The following is a 24,184-nucleotide window of genomic DNA, read 5'->3' as shown; positions in this document are numbered from 1 at the left end:
AACTGGATTTTGGTCATTGGGTCTAGGCAGCAAACGATGGGCCGACATATCGCAGGGATCATTCTGGCCGGCGGCCGGTCGAGCCGGATGGGTGGCGGCGACAAGACCCTGCTTGCACTTGGCGACGGTACTCTGCTCGACCGTGTCGTTTCGCGCCTTGGCCCGCAAGTCGGCCCGCTTGCGCTAAACGCGAATGGCGATCCGGCACGGTTTGCCGCGACGGGGCTTCCGGTGCTTGCCGACACCGTCAAGGGTTATGCCGGGCCGCTTGCCGGGATCCTGACCGGCCTCGAATGGGCTTTCGACACGACTTGCCAGGCGCTGGTCACGGCTGCCGGCGACACGCCTTTCCTGCCCAGGGACATGGTCGAGCGGCTGCTTGCGGCAGCCGACGAACGCCCCGGCTCGATTGCGGTCGCCTGTTCCGGCGGCAAACGGCATCCGACCTTTGCGCTGTGGCCGCTGAGTTCCGGCCAGGTCTTGCGACAATTTCTCGTCGAGGAAGACAATCGGCGCGTTTCGGCGTTCATCGACCGGCACGGTTTTGTCGAGGTGGAATTTCCCATCCTGAAATCCGGCGGGGCCGAGATAGATCCGTTCTTCAACATCAACACTCCGGACGACCTTGCCCAGGCCGCGCATCTGTTGCAGAGCATCGAGCCATGAAAAGACGTATTTTCGGCATCACCGGCTGGAAGAACTCCGGCAAGACGACATTGACCGAAAAGCTGGTAGCAGAACTCGTCCGGCGCAACTGGAAAGTGTCGACTGTAAAACACGCCCATCATGATTTCGACATCGACAAACCCGGCGCGGACAGCTTTCGCCACCGGCAGGCGGGAGCGACGGAGGTCGCGGTCGTGTCGGGCAGGCGCTGGGCGCTGATGCACGAATTGCGGGGCGAGGACGAGCCGACGCTGGACGCGATCCTGTCACGGCTGGCACCCTCCGATATCGTGCTGGTCGAGGGGTACAAGCGCGAGGCGCACAAGAAAATCGAGACGAGACGGCTCGAGGCCAAGGACCGGACACCGCTCTCGGCAGGCGATCCACACATTGTCGCCATCGCGTCCGACTTCCCCATTGTCGGCGAAGACTTGCCGGTTTTCGATCTCGACGACACGAATTCGATAGCTGACTTCATCGAGCGCGCCACCGGCCTGTCGCGCTGAGAATGCGGCAGAAGACAGTTTCCGCCCACTTACTTTCCAATTTAGGCGTCTGACCCAGCGTCATCGCTTTCTGAACATGACCTTCCCTCAAGCGACGGTTTTGCAGTTGCTTTTTCTTGGGAAAGAATGGGAGTATCGCGCCAGCGGGCGGTCAAAAGCACCGCCCACAGAGCCGTTCGGGAACGACGGCCGGGACCAACAGAGAGGACCATTATGCGTATTGCACTGCGTATCGCGCTCGCCGCATCGGCTGCGCTGCTGACGCTTGGCGTTGCCCAGGCCCAGGAAAAAACCTTGCGGATCGGCACCGAGGGAGCCTATCCCCCATTCAACAATCTGACAGCCGACGGCCAGCTCGTAGGCTTCGATATCGACATTGCCAAGGCGCTCTGCGACGAGATGAAGGTGAAGTGCACCTTTGTCGCGCAGGACTGGGACGGCATCATTCCAGCCCTTCAGGCAGGCAAGTTCGACGCCATCGTCGCGTCTATGTCGATCACGCCGGAACGCGCCGAGAAGGTCGACTTCACCCACAAATATTACAATACGCCGCCGGCGATCGCCGCGCCCAAGGACACCGACATCAAGGGTGTCACCAAGGAAGACTTGGCCGGCAAGACAATCGGCGTGCAGGCGTCCACCACGCATTTCAACTATTCGACCAAGACTTATACCGACAGCACCGTCAAGCCGTACCCGACCGCGCAGGAATACCAGCTCGATCTGGCCAATGGCCGGCTCGATGCCGCCAATGACGACGTCGTCGTGCTGCAGCAATGGCTGGATTCGCCGGACGGCGCCTGCTGCAAGCTGGTCGGCACAATCCAGCCGGTTATCGAAATCCACGGTCCGGGCGCCGGCATTGCCGTGCGCAAGGGCGAGACCGATCTGGTCAACCAGTTCAATGCGGCGATCGACGCCATCCGCGCGAATGGAAAGTACAAGGAAATCAACGACAAGTACTTCAAATTCGACGTCTATGGCGGCGAGTCCTGATCGACCGACATAGGTCGACGTGAACGGCGGGAGATTCCCGCCGTTCTTATAAGGATGCCGCGCACGAGGGGTGACGCGGCACGGGTGGCAAAGAGCCTCAAGGAGAACAGGCCGGCGGATGCAGAGCGCACTGACGCTTCTCAGTTGGGGACCCGAAGGCTGGCTCGACGACATCGCCGCGGGTGTGTTTGTCACGGTATGTCTTGCGCTGGCCACTTTGCCATTTGGCCTGACGCTCGGCTTTTTCGTGGCGCTGGCCAAACAGTCGGAAGAGCCGTCGCTGAGACTGGCCGGGAACATCTACACCACGATTTTTCGCGGAATACCCGAGCTGCTCACGCTGTTTCTGATCTTCTTCGGCATCCCATTGATCCTGCAGTACATTGTCCGGCTGGTGAGCCCCGGAACGTCCGCCGACGTCAACAGCTTCGTCGCCGGCATGATCGCGCTATGCTTTATTTTCTCCTCTTATTCCAGCGAGGTATTTTTATCCGCCTTCCGTGCCATTCCAAAAGGGCAATATGAGGGAGGCTATTCAGTTGGCCTGTCCAGCGGTCAGACGATGCGGCTGATCGTGCTGCCGCAGTTGATCCGCATCGCGTTGCCCGGACTTGCCAATCTCTGGCTGATCCTGCTCAAGGACACCGCCCTCGTATCGGCCGTTGGCCTCAACGAGATCCTCCGGCAGAGCGGGGTTGCCGCGCGCGTCACCAAGCATGCCTTCCTGTTTTATGGTTTTGCCAGCCTGATTTATCTCCTGCTGGCGATCGTCTCCTCCTTCGGTATCAATGCGATCGAACGAGCGGTCGGCGGCAGAGAGGTCAAGAGATGAGCCTGGCCACCGATACGCTGAAGGTCGACCGGCCGCCGCCGCCCGCACGCGGCTGGTCGCGCCAACGCATCCTCGGCCATGTCCTGGTCGGCCTGTGGATCGCTCTCGGCATTGGCATGGTCGTCTACCTGGTCGCTGCGTGGAACCCGGAGTTCTTCCAGAAATATGCACCCGGTTACATATCCGGCCTCGGCATCACCCTGTTGCTGGTTGCCATCTCGATTGTGCTTGGTGCGATCCTGTCAGTGCCGATCGCCTATGCACGCATGTCGAAGAACCCGATCCTTTCGGGGTTCGCCTATGCCTATGTCTATTTCTTTCGCGGCACGCCGCTGTTGGCGCAGACCTTCCTGGTCTACTACGGGTTGGGCTCCTTCCGGCCGGAGCTCGAGATGGTCGGCCTGTGGGGTTTCTTCCGCGAGGCGTTCAACTGCGCGATCTTCGCCTTTTCACTGAATACTGCCGCGTACCAGGCCGAGATTTTGCGTGGCGCGATCGAGAGCGTGCCGAGGGGCCAATGGGAAGGTGCCGCCTCGCTCGGCCTGCACAAACTGCAGACGATGTGGAAGATCATCCTGCCGCAGGCGCTGATCGTCGCGCTGCGACCCTACGGCAACGAGATCATCCTGATGATCAAGGGCTCGGCGATCGTCGCCATCATCACCGTCTACGATCTGATGGGCGTGACGAAGCTCACCTATGCGCGCACTTTCGACTTCCAGTCCTTTATCTGGGCGGCGATCGTCTACCTGATCATTGTCGAGATGTTGCGCCACGCAGTCGAATGGATCGAACGGCGCATCACCATCCATCTGCACCGCTGACTCCCACCGCACTATCTCATCCGCTAAGAAGGCCTGATCCGGTAAGAAGGCCGGAAAGCAGGCTTGAAAGGATTTCGAAAACATGGCTTCGGTGGCATTTCTCGGTCTTGGCGTCATGGGCTATCCGATGGCCGGGCATCTCAAGAACAAGGGTGGTCATGACGTCACCGTCTACAACCGCACCAGGGCCAAGGCCGAGCAGTGGGTTGTCCAGCATGGCGGCAGCTTCGCCGCGACGCCGGCGGAGGCGGCCGAGGGCAAGGACTTCGTCTTTTCGTGCGTCGGCAATGACGACGATCTGCGCTCGGTAACGACCGGCGCCGGAGGCGCCTTCAATTCCATGAAGAAAGGCGCCATCTTCATCGACAACACCACGGCATCGGCCGAGGTCGCGCGCGAACTGGCGCAGCAGGCGCAAGCGCTCGGGTTTGCGTTTCTCGACGCCCCGGTCTCCGGCGGTCAGGCAGGCGCCGAGAACGGCATGCTGACCGTGATGGTCGGTGGCGAGCCAGACGCCTTCGACAAGGCCAAGCCAGTCATAGATGCTTATGCCCGCATGATCGGATTGATGGGACCGGCCGGGGCTGGCCAGCTCACCAAGATGATCAACCAGATCTGCATCGCCGGCCTCGTTCAGGGCCTGGCCGAGGGCATCCATTTCGGCCAAAAGGCTGGGCTCGACATCGAAAAGGTCATCGAGGTGATCTCCAAGGGCGCCGCCGGTTCCTGGCAGATGGAGAACCGCCACAAGACGATGAACGCCGGCAAATATGATTTCGGCTTCGCCGTCGACTGGATGCGCAAGGATCTTGGCATCTGCCTCGCCGAGGCCGACCGCAACGGCGCCAAACTACCGGTGACGGCACTTGTCGACCAGTTCTACAAGGACGTGCAGGCGATGGGCGGCAAGCGCTGGGACACGTCCTCGCTGCTGGCGCGGCTGGAGAAATAGGACTTCACCGTGGCCGAGCTTTCGCCTCAATCCAGCGCCGACGAAATCGTCGCTCATCTGCGCTCGATCGCCTCGGAGGAAAATCGACTTGGCATGCTGCGCTACGGCATCAAGATCGAACGTGCGCTCGGTATCTCGCATGGCGTGCAGCGGCAGATTGCCAAGAAAATCAAGCGCAACCATGAGCGTGCCTTCGAGCTTTGGCAGACAGGCATCATGGAGGCGCAGTTCATCGCTTCCGTGACAGCCGATCCGGAGCGGTTCTCCGCCGCGGATGCAAGACGATGGGCGGCGACTTTCGACTCCTGGGATATCGTCGACGGGGTCTCCGATCTCTTTGTTGATACGGATTGCTGGAGGGAATTGATCGCCGAATTCGCGGTCGACGAACGGGAATTCGTTCGGCGCACGGCTTTTGCGATGATGGCCTGGTCGGTGGTTCACCGGAAGAAGGAACCCGACACGACCTTCCTCGAATTCCTGTCGATCATCGAAGCGCATGCGACCGACGGCCGCAATTTTGTGAAGAAGGCCGTGAACTGGGCGCTTCGTTCGATCGGCAAGCGATCGATGAATTTGCACCGCCCTGCCCTTGCCGTGGCGCAAAAACTGGCAGCCTCGACGGACAAGACTGCACGCTGGATCGGCAAGGACGCCGTGAAGGAACTTTCCGATGCCAAGACGCTTGAGCGGCTCGCTGACAGAAAAGCTTGACCTGAGCGAACTGCGCTTCACGGAGGTGACGCAATCGACGCGCGCCGATTTCGAAAACCTGTTCGAGCAACCCGGCGGGCCGAAATACTGCTGGTGTATGGCTTGGCGCAATCTTGACCGCCGCGAGCATGTCGAGAACGTCGAGAAGAAACGCGCGATGATGGCGCTGATCGACGCCGGCACGCCGGTCGGCATTGTCGCCCAGAACGATGGCCGGACCGTCGGCTGGTGCTCGGTCGCGCCGCGCGAGACCTACCGCAAGCTGTCACGGCAGCAGGACGACCGCGAGGCGGGGATCTGGTCGATCGTCTGCTTCTTTGTGCCTAGAGCGTTGCGCGGCGGCGGGCTGGCGAGCGCATTGCTTGATGCAGCCATCGATCACGCCTTTGCCAAAGGCGCCACGACGATCGAGGCTTATCCCGTCGACCAGGCGTCGCCGAGCTACAGCTTTATGGGTTTTCGGGACATGTTCGCCGCCCGCGGCTTTCGCGAGATCGGCATGACCGGCTCGCGCCGGCATGTGATGCGGCTTGAACGTTGACCTTGGCGACAGCGGCAGCTTTACTTGCTGGCATAGGCCGCAGATCAAGGCTCAGCAGTGGAGCAGGAATGAAAAACCGTCTCAAGTCAGGCGCGACGCTTGCAGCCGCAGTGTTCGCGTCTGTTGTCGCAGGCAACGCTTGCGCCGGGACGATGCATATTTTCTGGAAGGATCTGCGCCCGGCGAGCCAGGCAGCCGCCGAAAGCGTCGGGCTGCCAATGATCGCGGCCAAAATGCCGGATCATGGCGAGACGCTGTCACTCAACTTGCAGGACAAGACCGTACAACTCGCGGGCTATGCACTGCCGGTCGATCGCGACGGTGATCTCGTCTATCAATTCCTGCTGGTGCCCTGGACGGGAGCCTGCAGCCATATGCCGACGCCGCCGCCCAACCAGATCGTCCTCGTTACGCCTGCCCAACCCTACCGGATGTCTGAGGCCTACCAGCCGGTTTCGGTAACCGGCGCATTGCAGCCGGGCATGGAGAAGAGTCAGCTTTTTATCCTTGACGGTGTAAGCGTCATCCAGTCGGGCTACACCGTGCGCAAGGCCGAGGTGGTCGACGTCGACACCGTGCCGGATACGATCACGCTGCCGGTCAACTCGCCCTGGACTTTCCTCAACAAAAAGAAGAACTAAGCAGAAGAATCTCAGGCGGCGTTGGCGCCGGACTCCTTGTCGAGCACCATGTAATCCAGCGGCATCTCGGTCGTGTATTTGATCTGCTCCATGGCGAAGGAAGACGACACGTCGCGGATCTCGATCTTGGCGATCAGCCGCTTGTAGAAGGCGTCGTAGGCGGCGATGTCGGGCACCACGACGCGCAAGAGATAGTCGACGTCGCCGCTCATGCGGTAGAATTCGACCACTTCGGGAAATTCCTGGATAACCTCCGAAAAGCGCCGCAGCCATTCATGGCTGTGCGAATTGGTGCGGATCGAGACGAACACGGTGACCCGCACATTGACCTTTTCATGATCGAGGATGGCGACACGCCGCTTGATGACGCCCTCTTCCTCGAGCTTCTGGATGCGCCGCCAGCACGGCGTCGTCGACAGGCCCACCTTCTTGGCGACGTCGGCGACTGCAAGCGTCGCATCCTCCTGAAGGAGGCGGAGGATTTTTCTATCGAGGCGGTCCATTGGGTGCTCCCCTGATGCAAGTCGTCCAAAGTGCGCAGCGGCCTTGGCACAACGACATGCATAAAAACAAGAATTTAACGCGCGTCCCCTCATGCGCGACGCGCTTCGAGGAATGGATTACCATATTCCCTCTTGCTCAAGCCTATTACAAGAAAGAAATTCTGTTGAATAGCGCAAAAGCGAGTGATTTCTTGCCGAATGCCTAGCCGAGGCGATAGCGGATTTCCGATCTCAGAAAGGGCAGCAAATCCATTTCAAACCATGGATTGCGCTTCAGCCAGCCGGTGTTGCGCCAGGACGGGTGCGGCAGCGGCAGGACTTTCGGGTCGGTCGCCGCCGCCCAGATGGCACGCCAATCCATGACCGTTTCCGTCAGCGAGGGACGGCGCGCCGCGCCCATATGCCAGCTTTGCGCGTAGATGCCGATCGTCAGCACCATATCGACTTGCGGCATCAGCGCCATCAGCGATGTGCGCCATGCCGGCGCACATTCGCGGCGCGGCGGCAGGTCGGCGCCCTTGGCGTCCTGACCGGGAAAGCAAAAGCCCATCGGCACGATGGCAAACTTGTCCGTGTCATAGAATTCCTCGCTGCCGACGCCTAGCCAGCTTCGCAGTCGGTCGCCGGAGGCGTCGGTGAACGGCATGCCTGACACGTGGACCTTGGTACCCGGCGCCTGGCTGGCAATCAGGATACGTGCGCTCGAAGATGGCCTGAGCACGGGCCGCGGTTGGTGCGGCAACGGCCTGCCGGCCGGCCTATCGACGCAGATGCGGCAGGCGCGTACCCTCGCCGCCAGGGCTTCCAGCTCTTCGCTCATTCGGAACTCATTGTCAGGCGGCTGCACTCGGCCGGCTGGAGATTTCTCGATACCAGCGCAGCACGTTGGTGCACTCTTCGGGTACCTTGATGCGAGCCGGCTTCATGAAGTCGATGGCGACCAGCCCGGTGATGTCGGCGATCGAATAGGCATCACCGGCGACGAATTCCCTGCCGGCGAGCTCAGTGTCCAGAAATCTCAGGAATTCGATCGCCTTCGGCTTGTTGGCCTCACCCCATTCGGGGATTTGCGGGATCTCCCATTCCCTCATTGCGGGGTGGATATGCCGGAACGCCGCGGCGACGCAGCCGAACAGATTGAACTCCACACGTCTTTGCCACATCTCGACGATCGCCTTGCCGAGCGCGCCACGCCCGAACAAAGCCGGCTCGGGGTGCAGCTCCTCGAAGTAACGACAGATTGCGACGGATTCGGTGATGATGGTGCCATCGTCGAGCTCGAGCACCGGCAGACGCTTCAGCGGATTGCGCGAGCTGACCGGCTGCTCTTTGTGCTCCAGCGCGCCCATGTCGACGGGCACCAGCGGCACCTGAAGTCCCTTTTCGGCCAGAAAAATCCGAACCCGACGTGGATTGGGCGCGCGCCCGCCGTCGAACAGCTTCATCTCTATCCTCCTCGTCCGTCTCGACGAACTATAGGCACAGCTCACCAGAAGCGAAAAATTTCGCGCAAGGCATCGCCGATCGACGCCAAGGTGCCGTGCTTTCTTTCGACCATCTCGTGGCCGTGGCTCTCGCGCCAGTTCTTCGGCTCGTCGAAAGTTCCGGCCCAGATGCCGGCTTTGCCCGCGCGCGCAGCAGCTTCCTCGGTCTCGAAATCGCCAAAGGCGACCGCCCAGCCGGCCTCGACCTGCGCGCGGTTGAGATCCTTGCCGCCGACCTTGCAGTCGCCGAGCAGCCTGCCGTAGCGGTCGCGCTGCCAGCCGCTGCAGGAGACGGCTTTGCCGGCTATCAACCGCACCAGGGACTGCCGCGCCAGCTTGCCGCAGGGATAATCGGCACCGTCCTTGCGGCAGATCTGCGAATATTCCGGGGCGTCGATGCCACGCATGCGGATGCGCTCGCTGCCGAGCGTGATGCTATCGCCGTCATTGACAATGGCCGCGCCCTCCGTCTTGCGCGTCTCCACCCGGTCGAGGCGCGCCGCCAGGAGGATCAGCAAGCCGAGCACGGTGAGTGTCAGCCCATAGTCCATCAGCCTGCGCCACAGGGGACGCGGCGCATAGTATCGCGGGCGCGGCCATCGCGACCACGAACGGCTCATATGGCAAACCGTTGGTTAATCATTCGAACGTAGCTTAACGATTTGAAATTGCTGCCCGCGTAAATTGAAGACTTCATGCCCCTGCAACGCTCGACCACGGCGGACAAGTTTATTGTGGACCGCAGGAAACGCCATCGCAACAGCGATGTCGCGCGCGCGGTCCGCAAGACGCGCGACCGTCTTTCGCAGCAAGCCGGAAATCCCGACTTCGACCGCGAGCTGTTGAAGCTCCACGCGCTTTCGATGACCGGCGGCGTGATCGTCATCCCGCTGCTCGTTCTGGCAACGGCCGCGGCAGGCTTGCTCGCGGGCATCGGCAAGGAGATCGGCGTCTGGGCGCTGTTCACATTCATCTGCTATACCATCGTTGCATTCATGGCGAGACGCGTCACTCAAGCGTCCGAGCTCAACCCGCTGGAGACGCATAGGGATTTCCTGATCGGCCATTTTCTTTGCGGGCTTGGCTGGGCCTGGTTCGCATGGCTCGGCTGCGAAACTTGCCAAATCGATCAGTTCCAGGTCGCCAAGGCGGTGGTGCTGCTGCTCGCCATGTCGGCAACCGCGATCCTGGCATCGTCCCTGCGCGGCGCGCTGTTGGCGACCTTCGCCCTCCCGGCCGCCATCTATGCCTATGCCAGCGCAAAATTATGGATGCCGGTCGAAGTGATCATGGCCGGTTTGCTGATCGCGTCGCTGCCTTTCTTCGCCTATGTGGCGCGCCAGCTCAACCGTTCCTCGCTGATGCTGCTTTCGTTCCGCTCCGAAAAGGATGCGCTGATCGCCGAATTGGAGACGGCGAAATCGATGTCGGACGAGGCACGGCGGCGGGCGGAAGACGCCAATCTGGCGAAATCGCGTTTCCTGGCCTCGATGAGCCACGAACTGCGCACACCGCTCAACGCCATTCTCGGCTTTTCCGAAGTGATGGCCAACGAGGTGCTCGGCCCGATGAGCAACCCGACCTATCGCGACTATGCCCGTGACGTGCATGACTCCGGACAGCATCTGCTCGACCTGATCAACGAAATTCTCGATTTGTCGCGCATCGAAGCGGGCCGCTACCAGCTCAACGAGGAGCCGATGATGCTGCTCTCCGTCGTCGAGGATTGCTGCCACATGATGGAGCTGAAGGCGCGCAACAAGGACATCCGCATCGTCCAGGATTTCGAAAACGCCTTGCCGCGCCTGTTCGCCGACGAACGCGCGGTGCGGCAGATTGCGCTCAACCTCTTGTCCAATGCCATCAAGTTCACCGCGACCGGCGGCGAAATCCGCGTGCGCGTCGGCTGGACGGCGGGCGGCGGGCAATATCTCTCCGTCAAGGACAATGGGCCGGGCATACCGGAAGACGAGATTCCGATCGTGCTCTCGGCCTTCGGCCAGGGCTCGATCGCCATCAAGAGCGCCGAACAGGGCACCGGGCTTGGCCTGCCGATCGTGCAAGGCCTGCTGGCCATGCATGGCGGCGAATTCCAGCTCCATTCCAGGCTACGCGAAGGCACCGAGGCGATCGCCATCTTCCCGCTGAGCCGGGTGATGGAGGAACTGCCGGCGCTGCCGACCAAGGCGGTTGCTTCGCGCCGGCGCTGAATGCTTAACCGCGGACCGCGGCTGCCATGCCGGAGCTGGTCAGCGCGGCCGCCTTGACCAGGCCGGCGGCAAGAGCCGCCCCTACCCCCTCGCCTTGACTGACGCCCAGATCGAGCAGCGGGCGAAGGCCGAGGCGCTCGGCGGCCTTGGCATGACCAGGCTCCGGCGACAGGCTTGCAAGGAGACAATGATCGAGCGCGGCGGGGTTGGCGGCATGTAGGACACCAGCGGCCGCGGTTACCGCAAACCCGTCGAGCAGCACAGGGATCTTCTGCATCCGCGCCGCCAGAATGGCGCCGCAGATCGCCGCGAATTCTCGTCCGCCGACGCGGCGCAGCGCTTCCAGCGGGTCCTTGAGGCTCGCGCCGTGAAACGCGATCGCGGCATCGACTACCTCCGCCTTGCGCCTCTGCATCGCCGCGTCGGCCCCTGATCCAGGGCCAACCCAGTCGGCGCCGGTGCCGCCGAACAGTGCCGTGCAAAGCGCCGCGGCAACAGTCGAATTGCCGACGCCGAGGTCGCCAAGGCAAAGCAGGTCGGTGCCGCCGGCAATCGCTTCCATGCCGAAGGCCATGGTGGCGGCGCAACCGCGCTCGTCTAGTGCCGCATCCTCGGTGATGTCGGCTGTCGGGATGTGCAGAGCCAGATCGAACACCTTCAAGCCGAGATCGTTGGCTATGCAGATCTGGTTGATCGCTGCACCGCCGGCGGCGCAGAGCTCGACTGCATTTGCCGTGGCGGCGGCGGGGCGCGGTGAAATGCCGTAGCGGGTGACGCCATGATTGCCGGCAAAGATTGCCACCAATGGTCGCGTCACCGCCGGCGGCGCGCGACCGCTCCAGCCGGCGAGCCATGCGGCGATGTCCTCGATGCGGCCGAGCGAGCCTTTGGTCTTGTCTGCCCTGGCAAACAGCTGGCGCACGCGGGCGTTGGCCGCCATATCTGCCGGCCGCAGGCTCACCAGGAGGTCGCGAAAATCGTCGAAAGGCAGCGCGCTGGTCATGTCGATGGCGATCGTCCGTGTGAATTGGTTAGCGGCATAGCCGCCTTGGCCAGCCGGCACAACCTCAAGCCGGCACAACCTCCAGGCCCCGGTACAACTTGGCGGTATTGACGCGAAAGCACCCGTTGGCGGCGCATCCCGGAGGGCTTGCATTGACATTGTCGTTGCACCATGTGGAGGCTAGCCAAGGAAATCCTTATGACGGCCATTGAATCTCCGTGTATCCTGGTCTGCTCGATCGACATGAAAACCGGCTTCTGTTTCGGTTGCGGGCGCACGCGCGAGGAAATCGCCGCCTGGATCGACATGACCCCACAAACGCGCCGCAGCGTCATGGCCGAGCTGCCGGCAAGGCTGGAAACGGTCGAGCGACGCCCCCGCCGGGAAACCCGTCGCAGCCGCATGGCACGCGAACGCGACGCCCTCTCGTGAACCGGCCGCAGAGATGAACCGACTGTTGTGGATTCTGATCGTCGCGATCGGGGCGGGTGTACTCCTGCTCATGCTCAACGATTCCGCCGGCAGCACATTCGGCGTTGAGAATTACGATTTCAGCCAGCTGATCTGGCTTGGCGCTTTAGCGGCGCTCGTCGGCGCCGGCCTGCTCAGATCAGGCAGGCCGTTAGGCACCATGGCCCGCAGCCTCGGCGCCTGGGGTGCCATCGTGCTGGCGCTGATCGCCGGCTATCAGTACCGCTATGAATTGCAGGATTTCGCCAGCCGCATCACCGCTGGCCTTGTTCCCGGCAGTCCGCTGGCGCTGGGCGTGGAAGAAGGCCATGCCACCGTCACCCTGGACAAGGCCGGCAGCGGCCATTTCGAAGCGCGCGTCACGATCAACGGCACGCCGATCCTGACGGTTGTCGACACCGGCGCAACCAGCACCGTGCTGACCGCCGAGGACGCGCTGGCGGTCGGGTTCAATTCGGCGGCTCTCCGCTTCACCATACCGATCTCTACCGCCAACGGCATGACACGCGCCGCCGCCGTAAGAACCGATGAACTGTCGATCGGCGGCATCGTGCGCAAGGACATGCCCATCATGATCGCCGCACCCGGCACGCTCGGCCAGAGCCTGCTCGGCATGAATTTCATCGGCTCGCTATCGGGCTTCGACGTACGCGGTGACCGCATGGTGTTGCGGGATTAAGTTTTTCCTCAGGCCGCCTCTGCGGTCCTGCCGAAATCGACCTCTGCGAAAGCCGCCTTGAGCACCTGCGGTCCGGCACCCTGCTTGGTCGCCTCGATGGAAAGGATCTGCCGGTAGCGGCGTGCACCGGGCAGGCCGTGAAACAGCCCGACCATGTGCCGGGTGACATGCCCCAGCCGGCCGCCCTGTTCGATATGGCGTGCCGCGTAGTCCGCCATCGCATCGATCAGTGCGGCAAAATCGAACGGCTCAGCTGTGCTGCCGTAAAACGCGGCATCGATGCCGGTCAGTATCCCTGGCGTGTGATAGGCGGCGCGGCCGAGCATGGCGCCATCGACATGGTCGAGATGCGTCAGCGCCTCTGCGAGAGATTGAATGCCGCCGTTGATGCCGATGAATTTGTTTTTCTTTCTGGCTTTCAGCCGATAGACGCGGCCATAGTCGAGCGGTGGGATGTCGCGATTTTCCTTTGGGCTCAGTCCTTCCAACCAGGCCTTGCGGGCGTGCACCCACAGCGCGTCTGCGCCGGCCGCGAAAACACCGTCGGCCAACGAATCGAGTGCCGGTTCCGGATCCTGCTCATCGACGCCGATGCGGCATTTGACGGTAACCGGTATTTTCACCGCCGCCTTCATCGCCGCGACGCAATCCGCGACGAGCACGGGCGCCTTCATCAGGCAGGCGCCGAAGGTGCCCGACTGGACGCGGTCGGACGGGCAGCCGACATTGAGGTTGATTTCATCATAGCCGAAGGCTTCGCCGATGCGCGCCGCCTCGGCCAGCTTTCCAGGATCGGCGCCGCCGAGCTGCAGAGCCACCGGATGTTCGTTGTCGTCGAAGCCGAGCAGCCGCTCGCGTGCGCCGTGGATGACCGCATCGGCCACCACCATCTCGGTGTAGAGCAGCGCCTCGCGCGTCAGCTGGCGATGGAAGAACCGGCAGTGCCGGTCCGTCCAATCCATCATCGGCGCCACCGCAAGTCTGTGGCGTAGCATATTCATTTTACTATTTTCTCTGTCTCAGTCCGTCCGATACTCCGTTTCGAATGACAGAGCAATTTGGCAAGAGATGCTCACCTAACTGACCCGATATACGATTTTGCCGCCGCAACTGAAAGCAATTTAGTCACGTCACACACCTCGCTGTACGCACCAGTTAGACGCCTTCCATGGAACGATGAACCGCGTTGGCGGCAAACCAGTCAGCCAAGGCGAAGCGTGTTGCGGGCGATCTGCCACGCGGATTCGACATGCCGCCGCGCCGCCGCCTCCGCCTCGTCCGGCTTGCGCGACCGGATTGCATCCATGATTTCGGTCATTTCGGCGATCGCCGGCTCGCGGCGGTTCTCCGATGCGATCGTCATTGAGCGGAGCTGATTGATGCGGACATTCAGCCCCGTCACGATTTCCCAGGCAATGCGCTTGTCGGCGGCCTCGAACAGCGTTTCGTAGAACTTGGTCGTTGCCCGCATCACCTCGACAGGCGCACCGGACGCCCACGCCTCAAGCAGGTTCGTCAAGGCGTCATCGAGCAAAGCGATCTGCGCGTCCGTGGCCGTTAGGGCGCAAGCCCGCGCCGCGATGCCCTCGAGCAGCGCCCGCAATTCATAGATTTCGTCGGCGCGGCCGAGATCCGGCTTGGCCACGGCGGGTCCGTGGCCCGGTATCATCTGCACCAGGCCTTCCGCCTCCAGCTGCCGCAGGACCTCGCGCACGACGGAACGGCTAACCCCGAGCTGATCGCATAGCGGCCGCTCGACCAGCCTTTCACCAGGCTGGAAATGGAAGCCCATGATCGCTTCACGCATGCGCTCCAGCGCCAGCGTCCTCAGCGTCTTGGCAGAGCGGTCGATCCGCAGCGTATCGCCTGACATCTTCTCTCCCTACCCCGATCCGGCCACAAAACAGATTCCATAGCCGATTGACAAGGCTCCCGGTGCTCCATAGTATGGTATACCATAAGATGATGTAAAGATTTCGGCGTTGCACAGCGCCATGGCGACCGAGGACTTTCATGAAACCAGCCATTCGAAAGATCGTCACCTACATCGAGAACACGCTAATCGAGGGCGGCAAGGAAGCCCCAAAACCGTTGCGTCTGATCGGCGTCGCCGCCGTGCTGACAAACCCTTGGGCGGGCTGCGGTTTCACCGACGACCTGTCGCCGGAGATCCGTGTCATTGCTCCCTTCCTCGGCGAACTGCTGACCCGCGAGATTATCGCCGTTGCCGGTTCCGGCGAGGCAATAGAGGGTTATGGCAAGGCCGCGGTCTGCGGCACGGCTGGCGAGATCGAGCACGCATCGGCGCTGATCCATACGCTGCATTTCGGCAACCATTACCGTCGCGCGGTCGGCGCCAAGACCTATCTCGCCTTCACCAATCTGCGCGGAGGGCCGAACACCCCGATCATGATCCCGCTGATGGACAAGAACGACGAAGGCCGCCGCTCCCACTATCTGACCGTACATTTCCAAATCGGCGACGCGCCCGCGCCCGACGAACTGGTGGTGGCGCTTGGCGCTTCGATTGGCGGCCGCCCGCACCATCGCATCGGCGACCGCTATCAGGACCTCAAGGAGGTCGGAGACCTGCATGGCTGATGTCGCTGCCACCGCATGGGTCCGGGACACGGCTCCGGACGGCACCGGCTTCATCCGCGCCGGCTCCGGCGCGCCGGTTCTGCTCATTCACGGTGTCGGCATGAACGCCGCGATCTGGCACGATCAGATCGCGGCGATGAAAGACCATCATGACCTGATCGCCATCGACATGCTCGGCCACGGCGTTTCACCGCTGCCGCCGGAAGAAGCCAGCCTGTCGGATTTCGCCGATCAGGCGGTTCGCCTGCTCGACCATCTTGGCGTGGCGTCGGTGTCGATCGTCGGTCATTCGATGGGCGCGCTGGTCGCACTGGAAATCGCCCTTCGCGCCCCTTTGCGCGTTCGCGCCATCGTGTGCCTCAACGCGGTGTTCCGCCGCCCCGCGGCCTTGACGCAGGCCGTGCGCGAGCGGGCGGCCGCGCTTGGCCCCCGTGGCAATCCTTCCGCCATTGCGGCAACACTTGCCCGCTGGTTCGGCGACCCGCTGCCTGCGAACCTTGTCGACGCGGCCTCTACCGCGCGCGCCGCCCTTGAAAGGGTCGAACCCGAAGGCTACGCGCGCACCTATCGCCTCTTTGCCCGTGCCGATGCCGAGCATGCCGATGCCCTCCCGAGTCTTGCCGCACCGGCCCTGTTTATGACCGGGTCGCAAGACAGCAATTCGACCCCGGCCATGTCGGCGGCGATGGCGAGGCTTGCGCCGCACGGTCAATGCCTCGTGCTCAATGGAGAAAGGCACATGATGGCAATGGCTTCACCTGAAAAAGTGACCAAACACATCATGGAATTTCTCGACACGGCAGGAGACGCTGGCGTGAACCCGGAGACGGATGCAGTCTTTGACAGCGGCGAATTCCGGCGCGCGCTCGGCTCCTTCCTGACCGGTGTCACCATCGTCACAACGATCAGCACGGAAGGCGAACCGCGCGGCTTCACCGCCAACTCGTTCACCTCGGTCTCGCTCGAGCCGCCGCTGGTGCTTGTCTGCATCGCCAAGAGGGCGCTGGGGCACAGTGCTTTTTCGACGTCGAGAGGTTTCGCCATCAACATCCTGTCAGAGGACCAGAAGGCCCATTCCGGCATCTTCGCTTCCAAAGCAGCGGACAAGTTCGCGGCCGTGAGCTGGCAACCGGGCCGGACCGGCAATCCGCTGGTCGACGGCTGCGTTGCGGTGTTCGATTGCGGCATGGAGCAACTGGTCGATGCTGGCGATCACTCGATCCTCATCGGCCGCGTCCGTGACTTCAGTCACAACGGAGCTCAGCCCCTCGGTTATTGCAGAGGCACCTACGTCACGCCTGGCCTCAGCCAGGAGGCCCTGGCGGCGGCGCCCCCCGATACGGAGATCGGCGCCATTCTCGAGAATGAGGGCCGTGTGCTGTTCTTCGCAACGGCCGATGGGTTTCATGAATTGCCAGCCGGACGCGGATTGGGCACGCCGAACGATGCGCGCAGTCTCAAGGGGCGCCTTGCCGCCAAGGCCATAGACGCCCAGCTCGGCTTCCTGTTCGCGGTGTGGGACGATGCCGCCGAACCCTGGCGCACGCATGTTTATTATCGCGGAACGGTCGAGGGACCCTATTCCGACGATCGCCAGATGCGGCTTGTCGACATCGAGAAGATCGCGGATCTGAAGATCGCCGATCCCGCAGTGCGTTCGATGCTTGCCCGCTATGCGCGCGAACGTACGGAAGATGCATTCGGCGTCTATGTCGGCAACGAGGTCGAAGGCGAAGTCCGGCCGCTCGCCAAGCCCTCTTCTTCTCAAATTCGTCTTTCCGGCCGCGGGTGAAACCGATGAAATTTTCGCTTTTCGTCCACATGGAGCGGTCGGATCTGGCAAAGCCGCATTCCGAGCTTGTCGGCGAGTTGGAGGAGCTGGTGCTGCAGGCCGAAAAGGCAGGATTCGAGACTGCCTGGATCGGCGAGCATCACGGGATGGAATTCACCATCTCGCCGAATCCGTTCATCAACATCGCCTGGCTCGCCGCCAAAACCAGGCGCATCCGGCTCGGCACCGGAACCATCGTCGCGCCATTCTGGCACCCGATCAAGCTTGCCGGCGAAGCGGCGATGGCCGACGTCATCACCGGCGGCCGTCTCGACATCGGCATTGCGCGCGGCGCCTACGCTTATGAATACCTGCGACTTTTCCCAGGCCTCGAGGCCTGGGGTGCCGGCCAGCGTATGCGCGAGATGGTGCCAGCGATCCGGGGCCTTTGGGATGGTGACTTCGAACTCGCCGGCGAGTTCTGGTCGTTTCCTTCAACCACCTCGTCGCCCAAGCCGTTGCAAAAGCCTTATCCGCCGATCTGGGTGGCCGCACGCGATCCGAACTCGCACGACTTTGCGGTTTCCAGCAAATGCAACGTCCAGGTTACGCCGCTTGCCTCGGGCGATGACGAAGTGGCCAGCCTGATGGAGCGTTTCAACGCGGCGTGCAATGCCCACCCCGACGTACCAAGGCCGGAGATCATGCTGCTTATGCATACTTTCGTCGCCGAGGACGCCGCGGATGCTGACCGGCTCGCGCAGGATCTGTCGCAGTTCTACTGCCAGTTCGGCGCCTGGTTCCAGAACAAGAAGCCGGTGCACCAGGGCATGATGGAAGCGCTGACCGAAGACGAGATCGGGGCCATGCCGCAATATGCGCCTGACAAGATCAAGCAGAACCTGGTCATTGGCGAAGCCGACGAGGTGATCGCCAGGCTGAAGGCCTACGAAGCGCTCGGCTACGATCAGTATTCGATCTGGATCGACAGCGGCCTTTCCCATCAGCGCAAGAAGAAATCGCTGCAGCTCTTCATCGACAGGGTGATGCCGGCCTTTTCCGAGCCGAAAGCTAGATTGCGATGAGCACCACTCAATTCAGGAACTATATAGACGGCAGCTTCGTCGAAGTGGCGGCGACCTTCGACAGCATCGATCCCTCGACGGGCGCGCCATGGGCGACGATGCCCGCTGCATCATCTGATGATGTCGACCGCGCCGTCGAAGCCGCTCACCGGGCGCTGCGCTGTGCCCCGTGGGCAGCGATGACGGCAACGGCACGCGGCAAGCTTCTGGTGAGGCTCGGCGATCTGGTGGTCGCCAATGCCGACCGGCTGGCTGAACTCGAGACACGCGACACCGGCAAGATCATCCGCGAGACCCGCGCCCAGATCGCCTATGTCGGCGACTACTACCGCTATTATGGCGGGCTGGCCGACAAGCACGAGGGCTCATTCGTCCCCATCGATAAGGCCGACATGGAAGTAACCATCCGGCCCGAACCGATCGGAGTGGTCGCCGCCATTGTGCCGTGGAATTCGCAGCTCTTCCTGTCCGCCGTCAAGCTCGGGCCGGCGCTGGCGGCCGGCTGCACCATCGTTCTGAAAGCATCGGAAGACGGCCCTGCCCCGTTGCTGGCCTTCGCCGAATTCGTCCATGAGGCGGGATTTCCCGCCGGGACCGTCAACATCCTGACCGGCTTCGGCCACGATTGCGGTCACCGCCTGACCAGTCATCCGCTCGTCGCCCGCGTCGCCTTCACCGGCGGTCCCTCGACCGCTCGGCAGATCGTCAGGAATACGGCGGAAAACCTCGCCTTCACGACGCTCGAGCTCGGCGGCAAAAGCCCGGTCGTGGTGTTTGCCGATGCCGATCTGGACAGCGCCGCCAACGCGGTCGTTGCAGGCATCTTCGCTGCCACCGGCCAGAGCTGCGTCGCCGGCTCTCGGCTGCTGGTCCAGCGCTCCGTGAAGGACGAACTCCTCGCCCGGCTCAAGCGCAAGGCCGAGGCGATCAGGATTGGCGATCCGCAGGATCCCGCGACCGAAATGGGACCGCTCGCCACCTCGCGCCAGCGCGAATGGATAGAGAAGATCGTTGCTGAAAGCCTGGCCGCCGGCGGGCGGCTGGTCACCGGCGGCATCCGCCCCACGGGCATGGCGGGCGGCTTCTATTACGCGCCGACGATTATCGACGCGCCTGATCAGACCCTTGCCTGCGTGCGCGAAGAGCTCTTCGGCCCGGTGCTCTCGGTGCTTGCCTTCGACAGCGAAGCTGAAGCGCTTTCGCTCGCCAACGACACGAAGTTCGGCCTGGCGTCCGGCGTGTTCACCACCAATCTGGCAAAAGCCCACCGCATGGCGCGCGGCATCCATGCCGGCGTGGTCTGGATCAACACCTATCGGGCGGTCTCGCCGCTGGTTCCGTTTGGCGGCTACGGCCAATCCGGGCTCGGCCGCGAGGGCGGCCTCGATGCGATCCGCGACTACACGCGTTCGAAATCGGTGTGGATACGCACCTCCGACGACCCGATTCCCGATCCTTTTGTCATGCGGTAGCCGCCGCTGGCCGGAGATGCGCGATCAAGGCGAAAACGACCGATCGCGAACAGACAACAACGAAAACAACAGAGGAGAACGACATGAAACTGATCATCACCGGCATCCTTGCCGGATTTATTGCAACGACAGTTCTGGCAACGACGGACGCAAAGGCCGAGGACATGGTGTTCACCAGCTGGGGCGGGACGACCCAGGAAGCGCAGACCAAATCCTGGGCCGAGCCGTTCACCGCTGCATCCGGCATCAAGGTCATGCAGGATGGCCCGACCGACTACGGCAAGCTGAAGGCGATGGTCGATAGCGGCAGTGTCAACTGGGACGTCGTCGACGTCGAGATGGATTTCGCCATCAAGGCGGCCAAGGACGGTCTGCTCGAGCCGATCGACTTCAAGACCGTGCCGAAGGCCGACCTCGATCCGCGCTTCACCACCGATCACGCCGTCGGCAGTTTCTACTATTCCTTCGTGCTCGCCTGGAACAAGGGCGCCGTTTCGGGTGAACCGGCCGGCTGGGCCGACATGTTCGACCTGACGAAGTTCCCGGGCAAGCGGACCTTCTACAAATGGTCGGCGCCCGGCGTCATCGAGATCGCGCTGCTGGCCGATGGTGTTCCGGCGGACAAGCTCTATCCGCTGGATCTCGATCGCGCCTTCAAGAAACTCGACACCATCAAGTCGGACATCGTCTGGTGGGGTGGCGGGGCGGAGTCGCAGCAATTGATCGCATCCGGCGAAGCAACGTTCGGCCAGCTGTGGAACGGCCGCGTCTTCGCACTGAACAAGGATGGCGCCGATGTCGGCGTCTCCTGGAACCAGAACCTGACCGCAGCCGACGTCCTGGTGGTACCGAAGGGTGCCAAGAACAAGGATACGGCGATGAAATTCCTCGCCGCGGCGAGCGGCCCCGCTGGCCAGGCCAAATTTGCCGAAGCCAGCGGTTATGCGCCGATCAACACCAAGGCCAAGGCAGAGATGCCGGCCGATGCCGTGAAATCGCTGCCGGATGCTCATGTCGACGGACAGATCAATCTCGACATGAACTACTGGGCCGCCAATCGCGACACCATCGCCGCGCGCTGGTATGCCTGGCAGGCGAAATAAGCCCGCCCTTGAACCGCAATGGACGAGACGGTTCGTACCGTCTCGTCCCGTAGCCGGGTCGCTGTCATGTCGGTCGAAACACGCCGGAACTTTGGAACGGTGCGGGTGCCGGCAGGTCTCAATGGCCTGCTGCCGGCCCTGATTCTGATTATGCTGTTCTTCGTCGTCCCCGTGCTGGCGCTGCTTTTGCGCAGTGTCACGGAGCCCGAGCCAGGCTTGCAGAACTATGCTGCCCTGCTTGGTGACGGCACCTATGCGCGGGTGTTCTTCAACACATTCCTGGTCGCGGCGCTGGTCACCATCGTCACCGTCCTTGTCGCCTTTCCGGTCGCCTGGATGCTGGCGATCATGCCTTCGGGACTGGCCTCGATCATCTTCGGCATCATCATTCTGTCGATGTGGACGAACCTGCTCACCCGCACCTATGCCTGGATGGTGCTCCTGCAGCGTACCGGCGTCATCAACCGGACGCTGATGACCATCGGCGTCATCGACCAGCCGCTGCCGCTCATCAACAATCTCACCGGCGTCACCATCGGCATGGTCTATATCATGCTGCCCTTCATGATCCTGCCGCTGGTCGGCACGCTGCGGGCGATCGATCCGATGACGCTGCGTGCGGCGTCGCTGTGCGGCGCAAGCCCTTTCCAGGCGTTCCGCCGCATCCTCCTGCCGCTGTCGCTGCCCGGCGTCGCGGCCGGCGGCCTGATGGTCTTCGTCATGTCGCTCGGCTACTTCGTCACGCCGGCACTGCTCGGCGGCACGTCGAACATGATGCTTGCCGAAATGATCGCGCAGATGGTCCAGTCGCTGCTTAACTGGGGACTCGGCAGCGCCGCAGCCTTCATCCTGCTTGTCGTCACCATGGCTCTCTACGCGCTGCAGCTGCGCCTTGTCGGTGCCAGGCGCACGAGCGGAGGCATCTGAGATGCTGCTCGACTATGACCGCATGGGTGGACTGCGGGTTGCCCTGCTCGGCTTCACCGCGCTGGTCGCCGGCTTTCTTCTGTTGCCGGTGGTCTTCATCGTCCTGCTCTCCTTCGGCTCGTCGCGCTGGCTGGCCTTTCCGCCGCCCGGCTGGACGCTCAAATGGTACCAGGAGCTTTTTGCCGATCCGGCTTGGCTCGACGCGGCGCTGACCAGCGCCCGAATCGCCACCATGACGGCGATCCTGGCAGTGGCGATCGGCCTGCTCGCCTCCTTTGCCCTGGTTCGCGGACGGTTTGCCGGACGTGAGATCCTGCGCGGCCTGCTGCTGACGCCGATGGTGCTGCCCGTCGTCGTCTTCGCCATCGCCATCTACGCCTTCTTCCTTCGCCTTGGCCTCGGCGGCACCACCATCGGTTTCGTTATCGCCCACACCGTGCTGGCGCTGCCCTTCGCCATCATCCCGATCGTCGCGGCGCTCGAAGGGTTTGACAAGTCGATCGAGGATGCGGCAATCGTCTGCGGGGCAAGCCCGCTCGAGGCCAGGCTCAGGATCACCTTGCCGTCGATCCGGATCGGCATCTTCTCCGCCGCGATCTTTTCCTTCCTCGCCTCATGGGACGAAGTCGTGGTGGCGATCTTCATGGCCAGTCCCAGCTTGCAAACCTTGCCCGTCAAGATCTGGAGCAGTCTGCGGTCGGACCTCAGTCCGGTGATCGCAGCCGCCTCAAGCCTGCTTGTCGGGCTGACGCTTGCCCTGATGGTGGTGACGGCGCTGCTGCAGCGAAAGTTCCGGACATGACCCACCCTTTCCTCTCCATCCGCAATCTGCGCAAGGCGTTCGGGGCGATTGTCGCCGTGCACGATGTCACGCTGGACATACCCAAGGGTGAGTTCCTGACCTTTCTTGGGCCCTCCGGCTCGGGAAAATCGACGACGCTCTACGCGATCGCCGGCTTTCAGAACCCGACTTCCGGCGATGTCTTGCTGGAAGGAAGATCACTGCTTGCAGTGCCCTCGCACAAGCGCAACATCGGCATGGTCTTCCAGCGCTACACCCTGTTTCCGCATCTGACGGTGGCCGAAAACGTCGCTTTTCCGCTGCGGGTTCGCCGCCGGACGGACGCCGAGGTGAAGAAAAAGGTCGCCGACATGCTGGCCCTGGTGCGACTCGAAAGCTTTGCCGGGCGCTTACCCGGCGCGCTGTCGGGCGGCCAGCAGCAGCGCGTCGCGCTGGCCCGGGCGCTGGCCTACGATCCGCCGATCCTTTTGATGGACGAGCCATTGTCGGCGCTCGACAAGAAGCTGCGCGAGGAAATCCAGGGCGAAATCCGCCGCATCCATCGCCAGACCGGCGTCACCATTCTCTACGTCACCCACGATCAGGAAGAGGCGCTGCATCTGTCGGACCGGATCGCCCTGTTCAAGGATGGCCGCATCGAGCAGACCGGCACCGGCGAGGATCTCTATCTGAGGCCGGCGACCGACTTCGTCGCCGGCTTCATCGGCAATTCAAATTTCCTCGCCGCCGAACATCTCGACACCACCAACGGCACGACAACGATCCGCATGACAGACGGTTCGATCATATCCGGAGTGAGGTCCAACGGCACGTTCGGCAAAGGCCAGAAGAGCAGGCTGATGATCCGGCCCGAAGCCTTTAGCATGGAGCGGAGCCCGGCGAGCGCTGAACTGAATGTCGAGATCGTCGATATCGCATTTTACGGCGAGCGCCGGCGGATTGTCGCGCGCACCGCCGCTGGACAGGAGGTTGACATCAGGCCGACCTCCGCCGCCATGCAATCGCAGGGTGTGTCGCCCTGCAGCCGGCAGGTCTTTTTCGATCCGGCGGCGGCGTTCCTGTTTCCGGCTTGACTAAGCCGCGGTGGATCGCCGCCATCCAACGCTTCGCAGCGATGGAGGCGTGCTTAGGACAAGTTGTGGTTCGGTCCATCATCAACTTCGGTCGGCAAGCGCGTAACGTGGTCGGCGCTACCGGCGGCTGATTGGATGGCGGGGGCAGCTCCTCTGTCCATTGACAGTCGTCATGCTCGGTTGGAAGATGAAGAAGGTCAGTGGCGATAGCCATACGGGAAGGCAATGGTCCAACCGCCAGATACCGGACACCATCCTGGCAGCGTCGTCGCGGTCATCGTCATTTGTTTGGTCATCGTTGCTTTGTTCTTCATAGGCTTCAGATACT

General features: G+C 62.5%; 26 protein-coding genes and 1 pseudogene. 20 read left to right on the top strand and 7 right to left on the bottom strand.

Going from position 1 to position 24,184, the window contains the following annotated elements; translation table 11 throughout:
- Positions 1-36 precede the first annotated feature (36 nt).
- The 9 genes from mobA (at position 37) to AC0L2X_RS16750 (ending at position 6,672) form a co-directional block, all read left to right on the top strand.
- Positions 37-666 (top strand): molybdenum cofactor guanylyltransferase MobA, encoded by a 630-nt coding sequence (gene mobA / locus AC0L2X_RS16790; protein ID WP_352491303.1) that lies wholly within the window; start codon positions 37-39, stop codon positions 664-666.
- Entirely contained in the window at positions 663-1,172 is a 510-nt protein-coding gene (mobB, locus tag AC0L2X_RS16785) for a molybdopterin-guanine dinucleotide biosynthesis protein B (protein WP_473555591.1), read from the top strand. The genes mobA and mobB overlap by 4 nt, the downstream gene beginning before the upstream one ends.
- A 213-nt stretch (positions 1,173-1,385) precedes the next feature.
- Positions 1,386-2,168, top strand: a complete 783-nt coding sequence (locus AC0L2X_RS16780; RefSeq protein WP_292653573.1) for an ABC transporter substrate-binding protein — start codon at positions 1,386-1,388, stop codon at positions 2,166-2,168.
- 118 nt (positions 2,169-2,286) lie between these two features.
- Entirely contained in the window at positions 2,287-3,000 is a 714-nt protein-coding gene (locus tag AC0L2X_RS16775) for an ABC transporter permease (RefSeq protein WP_473555594.1), read from the top strand.
- A complete protein-coding gene (locus AC0L2X_RS16770; RefSeq protein ID WP_473555596.1) occupies positions 2,997-3,824 on the top strand; it encodes an ABC transporter permease in 828 nt (275 codons plus the stop codon). Before AC0L2X_RS16775 ends, AC0L2X_RS16770 begins: the two co-directional genes overlap by 4 nt.
- An 82-nt stretch (positions 3,825-3,906) precedes the next feature.
- A complete protein-coding gene (locus tag AC0L2X_RS16765) occupies positions 3,907-4,776 on the top strand; it encodes an NAD(P)-dependent oxidoreductase (RefSeq protein ID WP_473555598.1) in 870 nt (289 codons plus the stop codon).
- 9 nt (positions 4,777-4,785) lie between these two features.
- On the top strand, positions 4,786-5,490 hold the full coding sequence (locus AC0L2X_RS16760; RefSeq protein ID WP_473555599.1) for a DNA alkylation repair protein: 705 nt from the start codon (positions 4,786-4,788) through the stop codon (positions 5,488-5,490).
- Positions 5,450-6,031, top strand: a complete 582-nt coding sequence (locus tag AC0L2X_RS16755) for a GNAT family N-acetyltransferase (protein WP_473555602.1) — start codon at positions 5,450-5,452, stop codon at positions 6,029-6,031. Before AC0L2X_RS16760 ends, AC0L2X_RS16755 begins: the two co-directional genes overlap by 41 nt.
- 68 nt (positions 6,032-6,099) lie before the next feature.
- Positions 6,100-6,672, top strand: coding sequence for a DUF3299 domain-containing protein (locus AC0L2X_RS16750; protein ID WP_292653568.1), 573 nt, complete (start codon positions 6,100-6,102; stop codon positions 6,670-6,672).
- Between the two features lie 11 nt (positions 6,673-6,683).
- Here the strand turns inward: AC0L2X_RS16750 and AC0L2X_RS16745 are convergent, their stop codons facing one another.
- From AC0L2X_RS16745 to AC0L2X_RS16730, 4 genes and pseudogenes are all read right to left on the bottom strand, one after another.
- On the bottom strand, positions 6,684-7,175 hold the full coding sequence (locus tag AC0L2X_RS16745) for an Lrp/AsnC family transcriptional regulator (RefSeq protein ID WP_006333679.1): 492 nt from the start codon (positions 7,173-7,175) through the stop codon (positions 6,684-6,686).
- Between the two features lie 202 nt (positions 7,176-7,377).
- Positions 7,378-8,069, bottom strand: a pseudogene (locus tag AC0L2X_RS16740) (uracil-DNA glycosylase family protein).
- The gene (locus tag AC0L2X_RS16735) at positions 8,009-8,620 is read right to left on the bottom strand and encodes a glutathione S-transferase (protein WP_352466226.1); all 612 of its coding nucleotides are present in this window, start codon (positions 8,618-8,620) and stop codon (positions 8,009-8,011) included. Before AC0L2X_RS16735 ends, AC0L2X_RS16740 begins: the two are co-directional and overlap by 61 nt.
- Before the next feature lie 41 nt (positions 8,621-8,661).
- Positions 8,662-9,279 carry a thermonuclease family protein gene (locus AC0L2X_RS16730; RefSeq protein WP_473555604.1) on the bottom strand — a complete coding sequence of 206 codons (618 nt, stop codon included), beginning with the start codon at positions 9,277-9,279 and terminating at the stop codon, positions 8,662-8,664.
- A gap of 75 nt (positions 9,280-9,354) precedes the next feature.
- Here AC0L2X_RS16730 and AC0L2X_RS16725 point away from each other — a divergent pair, with 75 nt between their 5' ends.
- Positions 9,355-10,869, top strand: coding sequence for a sensor histidine kinase (locus AC0L2X_RS16725; RefSeq protein WP_473555607.1), 1,515 nt, complete (start codon positions 9,355-9,357; stop codon positions 10,867-10,869).
- Positions 10,870-10,873: 4 nt separating this feature from the next.
- Here the strand turns inward: AC0L2X_RS16725 and AC0L2X_RS16720 are convergent, their stop codons facing one another.
- A complete protein-coding gene (locus tag AC0L2X_RS16720; RefSeq protein ID WP_473555741.1) occupies positions 10,874-11,872 on the bottom strand; it encodes a nicotinate-nucleotide--dimethylbenzimidazole phosphoribosyltransferase in 999 nt (332 codons plus the stop codon).
- A 198-nt stretch (positions 11,873-12,070) separates the two neighbouring features.
- Here AC0L2X_RS16720 and AC0L2X_RS16715 point away from each other — a divergent pair, with 198 nt between their 5' ends.
- On the top strand, positions 12,071-12,304 hold the full coding sequence (locus tag AC0L2X_RS16715; protein WP_031193575.1) for a DUF1289 domain-containing protein: 234 nt from the start codon (positions 12,071-12,073) through the stop codon (positions 12,302-12,304).
- Positions 12,305-12,317: 13 nt separating this feature from the next.
- Complete coding sequence (locus AC0L2X_RS16710; RefSeq protein ID WP_473555609.1) at positions 12,318-13,022, top strand: TIGR02281 family clan AA aspartic protease; 705 nt, start codon at positions 12,318-12,320, stop codon at positions 13,020-13,022.
- A gap of 8 nt (positions 13,023-13,030) precedes the next feature.
- Here the strand turns inward: AC0L2X_RS16710 and dusA are convergent, their stop codons facing one another.
- Complete coding sequence (dusA, locus tag AC0L2X_RS16705) at positions 13,031-14,023, bottom strand: tRNA dihydrouridine(20/20a) synthase DusA (protein ID WP_473555612.1); 993 nt, start codon at positions 14,021-14,023, stop codon at positions 13,031-13,033.
- Positions 14,024-14,223: 200 nt separating this feature from the next.
- A complete protein-coding gene (locus tag AC0L2X_RS16700; RefSeq protein WP_473555614.1) occupies positions 14,224-14,895 on the bottom strand; it encodes a GntR family transcriptional regulator in 672 nt (223 codons plus the stop codon).
- A gap of 140 nt (positions 14,896-15,035) precedes the next feature.
- On the opposite strand from AC0L2X_RS16700, the gene AC0L2X_RS16695 reads away from it, so the two are divergent.
- The 8 genes from AC0L2X_RS16695 (at position 15,036) to AC0L2X_RS16660 (ending at position 23,856) form a co-directional block, all read left to right on the top strand.
- Positions 15,036-15,623: an amino acid synthesis family protein gene (locus AC0L2X_RS16695; RefSeq protein ID WP_473555616.1), complete on the top strand. Its 588-nt coding sequence runs from the start codon at positions 15,036-15,038 to the stop codon at positions 15,621-15,623.
- A complete protein-coding gene (locus AC0L2X_RS16690) occupies positions 15,616-17,415 on the top strand; it encodes an alpha/beta fold hydrolase (RefSeq protein ID WP_473555619.1) in 1,800 nt (599 codons plus the stop codon). The genes AC0L2X_RS16695 and AC0L2X_RS16690 overlap by 8 nt, the downstream gene beginning before the upstream one ends.
- Positions 17,416-17,420: 5 nt before the next feature.
- Positions 17,421-18,479, top strand: a complete 1,059-nt coding sequence (locus tag AC0L2X_RS16685; protein ID WP_473555620.1) for an LLM class flavin-dependent oxidoreductase — start codon at positions 17,421-17,423, stop codon at positions 18,477-18,479.
- Positions 18,476-19,951, top strand: coding sequence for an aldehyde dehydrogenase (locus AC0L2X_RS16680; RefSeq protein WP_473555622.1), 1,476 nt, complete (start codon positions 18,476-18,478; stop codon positions 19,949-19,951). The genes AC0L2X_RS16685 and AC0L2X_RS16680 overlap by 4 nt, the downstream gene beginning before the upstream one ends.
- 83 nt (positions 19,952-20,034) lie before the next feature.
- Positions 20,035-21,054: an ABC transporter substrate-binding protein gene (locus AC0L2X_RS16675; RefSeq protein WP_473555624.1), complete on the top strand. Its 1,020-nt coding sequence runs from the start codon at positions 20,035-20,037 to the stop codon at positions 21,052-21,054.
- Between the two features lie 66 nt (positions 21,055-21,120).
- Positions 21,121-21,981: an ABC transporter permease gene (locus AC0L2X_RS16670; protein ID WP_473555742.1), complete on the top strand. Its 861-nt coding sequence runs from the start codon at positions 21,121-21,123 to the stop codon at positions 21,979-21,981.
- Between the two features lies 1 nt (position 21,982).
- Positions 21,983-22,783: an ABC transporter permease gene (locus AC0L2X_RS16665; RefSeq protein ID WP_473555626.1), complete on the top strand. Its 801-nt coding sequence runs from the start codon at positions 21,983-21,985 to the stop codon at positions 22,781-22,783.
- The gene (locus tag AC0L2X_RS16660; RefSeq protein ID WP_473555629.1) at positions 22,780-23,856 is read left to right on the top strand and encodes an ABC transporter ATP-binding protein; all 1,077 of its coding nucleotides are present in this window, start codon (positions 22,780-22,782) and stop codon (positions 23,854-23,856) included. Before AC0L2X_RS16665 ends, AC0L2X_RS16660 begins: the two co-directional genes overlap by 4 nt.
- The last annotated feature ends 328 nt before the right edge of the window (positions 23,857-24,184 follow it).

It is taken from the genome of Mesorhizobium sp. WSM4828, assembly GCF_055811175.1.
The sequence above is the reverse complement of the archived record's forward strand: the minus strand, read 5'-3'. Positions and strand labels throughout refer to the sequence as shown.

What these genes read in the sequence shown, in the direction of transcription:
- mobA (WP_352491303.1), top strand. Translation starts at nt 37, where the DNA reads ATGGGCCGACATATCGCAGGGATCATTCTGGCCGGCGGCCGGTCGAGC.
- mobB (WP_473555591.1), top strand. Translation starts at nt 663, where the DNA reads ATGAAAAGACGTATTTTCGGCATCACCGGCTGGAAGAACTCCGGCAAG.
- AC0L2X_RS16780 (WP_292653573.1), top strand. Translation starts at nt 1,386, where the DNA reads ATGCGTATTGCACTGCGTATCGCGCTCGCCGCATCGGCTGCGCTGCTG.
- AC0L2X_RS16775 (WP_473555594.1), top strand. Translation starts at nt 2,287, where the DNA reads ATGCAGAGCGCACTGACGCTTCTCAGTTGGGGACCCGAAGGCTGGCTC.
- AC0L2X_RS16770 (WP_473555596.1), top strand. Translation starts at nt 2,997, where the DNA reads ATGAGCCTGGCCACCGATACGCTGAAGGTCGACCGGCCGCCGCCGCCC.
- AC0L2X_RS16765 (WP_473555598.1), top strand. Translation starts at nt 3,907, where the DNA reads ATGGCTTCGGTGGCATTTCTCGGTCTTGGCGTCATGGGCTATCCGATG.
- AC0L2X_RS16755 (WP_473555602.1), top strand. Translation starts at nt 5,450, where the DNA reads ATGCCAAGACGCTTGAGCGGCTCGCTGACAGAAAAGCTTGACCTGAGC.
- AC0L2X_RS16750 (WP_292653568.1), top strand. Translation starts at nt 6,100, where the DNA reads ATGAAAAACCGTCTCAAGTCAGGCGCGACGCTTGCAGCCGCAGTGTTC.
- AC0L2X_RS16745 (WP_006333679.1), bottom strand. Translation starts at nt 7,175, where the DNA reads ATGGACCGCCTCGATAGAAAAATCCTCCGCCTCCTTCAGGAGGATGCG.
- AC0L2X_RS16735 (WP_352466226.1), bottom strand. Translation starts at nt 8,620, where the DNA reads ATGAAGCTGTTCGACGGCGGGCGCGCGCCCAATCCACGTCGGGTTCGG.
- AC0L2X_RS16730 (WP_473555604.1), bottom strand. Translation starts at nt 9,279, where the DNA reads ATGAGCCGTTCGTGGTCGCGATGGCCGCGCCCGCGATACTATGCGCCG.
- AC0L2X_RS16725 (WP_473555607.1), top strand. Translation starts at nt 9,355, where the DNA reads ATGCCCCTGCAACGCTCGACCACGGCGGACAAGTTTATTGTGGACCGC.
- AC0L2X_RS16720 (WP_473555741.1), bottom strand. Translation starts at nt 11,872, where the DNA reads ATGACCAGCGCGCTGCCTTTCGACGATTTTCGCGACCTCCTGGTGAGC.
- AC0L2X_RS16715 (WP_031193575.1), top strand. Translation starts at nt 12,071, where the DNA reads ATGACGGCCATTGAATCTCCGTGTATCCTGGTCTGCTCGATCGACATG.
- AC0L2X_RS16710 (WP_473555609.1), top strand. Translation starts at nt 12,318, where the DNA reads ATGAACCGACTGTTGTGGATTCTGATCGTCGCGATCGGGGCGGGTGTA.
- dusA (WP_473555612.1), bottom strand. Translation starts at nt 14,023, where the DNA reads ATGAATATGCTACGCCACAGACTTGCGGTGGCGCCGATGATGGATTGG.
- AC0L2X_RS16700 (WP_473555614.1), bottom strand. Translation starts at nt 14,895, where the DNA reads ATGTCAGGCGATACGCTGCGGATCGACCGCTCTGCCAAGACGCTGAGG.
- AC0L2X_RS16695 (WP_473555616.1), top strand. Translation starts at nt 15,036, where the DNA reads ATGAAACCAGCCATTCGAAAGATCGTCACCTACATCGAGAACACGCTA.
- AC0L2X_RS16690 (WP_473555619.1), top strand. Translation starts at nt 15,616, where the DNA reads ATGGCTGATGTCGCTGCCACCGCATGGGTCCGGGACACGGCTCCGGAC.
- AC0L2X_RS16685 (WP_473555620.1), top strand. Translation starts at nt 17,421, where the DNA reads ATGAAATTTTCGCTTTTCGTCCACATGGAGCGGTCGGATCTGGCAAAG.
- AC0L2X_RS16680 (WP_473555622.1), top strand. Translation starts at nt 18,476, where the DNA reads ATGAGCACCACTCAATTCAGGAACTATATAGACGGCAGCTTCGTCGAA.
- AC0L2X_RS16675 (WP_473555624.1), top strand. Translation starts at nt 20,035, where the DNA reads ATGAAACTGATCATCACCGGCATCCTTGCCGGATTTATTGCAACGACA.
- AC0L2X_RS16670 (WP_473555742.1), top strand. Translation starts at nt 21,121, where the DNA reads ATGTCGGTCGAAACACGCCGGAACTTTGGAACGGTGCGGGTGCCGGCA.
- AC0L2X_RS16665 (WP_473555626.1), top strand. Translation starts at nt 21,983, where the DNA reads ATGCTGCTCGACTATGACCGCATGGGTGGACTGCGGGTTGCCCTGCTC.
- AC0L2X_RS16660 (WP_473555629.1), top strand. Translation starts at nt 22,780, where the DNA reads ATGACCCACCCTTTCCTCTCCATCCGCAATCTGCGCAAGGCGTTCGGG.